We start from the raw sequence: 2,117 nt of genomic DNA, 5'->3' as shown, positions 1-2,117 counted from the left end.
TAAAGTGTATTGGGAAGGGCTAGGCTTTGGCATGATTTGCTCCCTAGAACCAGAATCAGTCAGAGGGTGCTATCCATCCCCACCGTCTATACGGTGGGGAATTCCGCACCTTACGTTAAGGCCATCAAAACCTGAGGGGTGCTCTGGCGACGAGGGATAGAGAGTAAACTACCCGACTCCAACCGCCGAGTAGTACGGAGCAGGCTTTGGGTAATCCTGCAGTTGGCAAGCCAACCACCAACCTCTAATCCAGTTTGCGGGCCGCAGGATCCCTTCCCTCTTGAGAGTTGCACAGAAGCAGAAAGCCTTCTCTTCTGCAGACTCTGCCAGGATCAGCCGTAGTACCCCTGGTTGATCCGATTTTCCAGTTGGTTGGCCCCCTCTTGGTACTCCCCAAACACGAAGTTCTCCGCGTTCGCCTTGATCAGGGCCTTCTGCTGCTCCGTCAATTCTGGGATCCGCAGCATGTCCTCCAGGCTGTTGTAGGGAGCATTTTTCACCAGAATACGGGCCAGGGTGGGATAGAAGCCAGGCAACTGGCGGTAGTTGCGCAGGATGGTGTTGTTCACATCGATGGGAGTGTCAAGATGTTTCACCGGCGGAAGCTCTGCCGCCACGGCCGGGATCCCCAAGGGGGCCAAGCACAGACAGAGCATCAACAGGATAGACACCAAAGCAGACAACAGCCGACGCATAGCACCACCTTTGCAGACAAGGTTGAAAGCAGTCATGACAACGCTCAGGGGATAGGTCGCTAACATTCTCCGACCACTCAGTGTCTCATCCCCGCTACCCCGAATCGAGACCCAGATTCAGATTTGGATCCCGTCAGAAATAATTTTTAACAACTATGATCGGGGAATAGCCTTTTGGCGGCTGACCAACTGCTCATCGCTTTTGTTTTGCCCCATGTCCGACTCCACCATCCTCCATCCCCTCAGCCCCTCTGGCCGGGAGACGTCTCAACCCCTCTCTGCCGCCGATCCAGAGCTGGAGCTGCTAGAGCAGAGAGAACTCTTCGTCTGGCGGCACATCGGGCCAGACGCCCAGCAAATCCGTCAGATGTTGCAGGCCTTGGGGCTGAGCTCTCTACGGGAATTAGTGGATAAGGCGGTGCCGGCGGCGATTCGCAGCAGCCGACCCCTGCACCTGGGATCCCCCAGCAGTGAGCAGCAAGTATTGGCAGAACTGAGGGCAATGGCGGCCCAGAACCAGGTGTGGCGCTCCTTTTTGGGCATGGGCTATTCCAACTGCCTGACGCCGCCGGTGATCCAGCGCAACATTCTGGAGAACCCCGGCTGGTACACCCAGTACACCCCCTACCAGGCGGAGATCGCCCAGGGGCGGCTAGAGGCCCTGCTCAATTTCCAGACGATGGTGATCGATCTAACAGGCATGGAGATCGCCAATGCCTCCCTGCTGGACGAAGCCACTGCTGCCGCTGAGGCTATGAGCCTGGCCTATGCCCTGGCAGGCAAGGGATCCCAGGTCTTCTGGGTGGATCGCGGCTGCCATCCCCAGACCATTGCCGTCGTGCAGACGCGGGCAGAGCCCTTGGGGATCCAGGTGCGTGTGGCGGATCCTTTGCAGTTAGATCTGGAGAACGGCTTTGGCGTGCTCTTGCAGTATCCCAACACCTATGGAGAGATCCGGGATTACCGCAAGCTGGTGGAGCAGGCTCACCAAAGAGGGATGGTGGTGGCCGTAGCTGCTGACTTGCTCAGCCTGACTCTCTTGCAACCGCCAGGGGAGTGGGGGGCAGACATTGTGGTGGGATCCACCCAGCGCTTTGGGGTGCCCCTGGGCTACGGCGGCCCCCACGCTGCCTACTTTGCCACCCGCGAGGCCCACAAACGGCTGCTGCCGGGGCGGCTGGTGGGGATCTCCCAAGATGCCCAGGGCAGGCCGGCCCTGCGCCTAGCCCTACAAACGCGGGAGCAGCACATCCGCCGCGACAAGGCCACCAGCAACATCTGCACCGCCCAGGTGCTCTTGGCGGTGGTGGCCTCCATGTATGCCGTCTATCACGGCCCGCGCGGCCTGCGGCAAATTGCCGAACGCATCCATCGCCAGGCCCATCACCTGGCTGCCGGGATCCGGGATCTGGGCTACAGGGT

General features: G+C 59.7%; 2 protein-coding genes. One reads left to right on the top strand and one right to left on the bottom strand.

The genetic code is table 11. The features are described 5' to 3' along the window. Positions 1 to 332: 332 nt before the first annotated feature. Positions 333 to 695 carry a photosystem II complex extrinsic protein PsbU gene (psbU, locus tag NW841_RS11175; protein WP_414366594.1) on the bottom strand — a complete coding sequence of 121 codons (363 nt, stop codon included), beginning with the start codon at positions 693 to 695 and terminating at the stop codon, positions 333 to 335. 214 nt (positions 696 to 909) lie between these two features. Here psbU and NW841_RS11170 point away from each other — a divergent pair. Then, on the top strand, positions 910 to 2,117 hold a 1,208-nt coding region (locus NW841_RS11170), incomplete at its 3' end, for a glycine dehydrogenase (RefSeq protein ID WP_414386430.1).

The sequence above is a fragment of the Synechococcus sp. H60.3 genome, from assembly GCF_047462295.1.
GTDB lineage: Bacteria > Cyanobacteriota > Cyanobacteriia > Thermostichales > Thermostichaceae > Thermostichus.
This window is presented reverse-complemented; position numbering and strand designations above follow the sequence as displayed.

Coding starts and splice junctions, on each gene's coding strand:
- psbU (WP_414366594.1), bottom strand. CDS start 695: ATGCGTCGGCTGTTGTCTGCTTTGGTGTCTATCCTGTTGATGCTCTGT.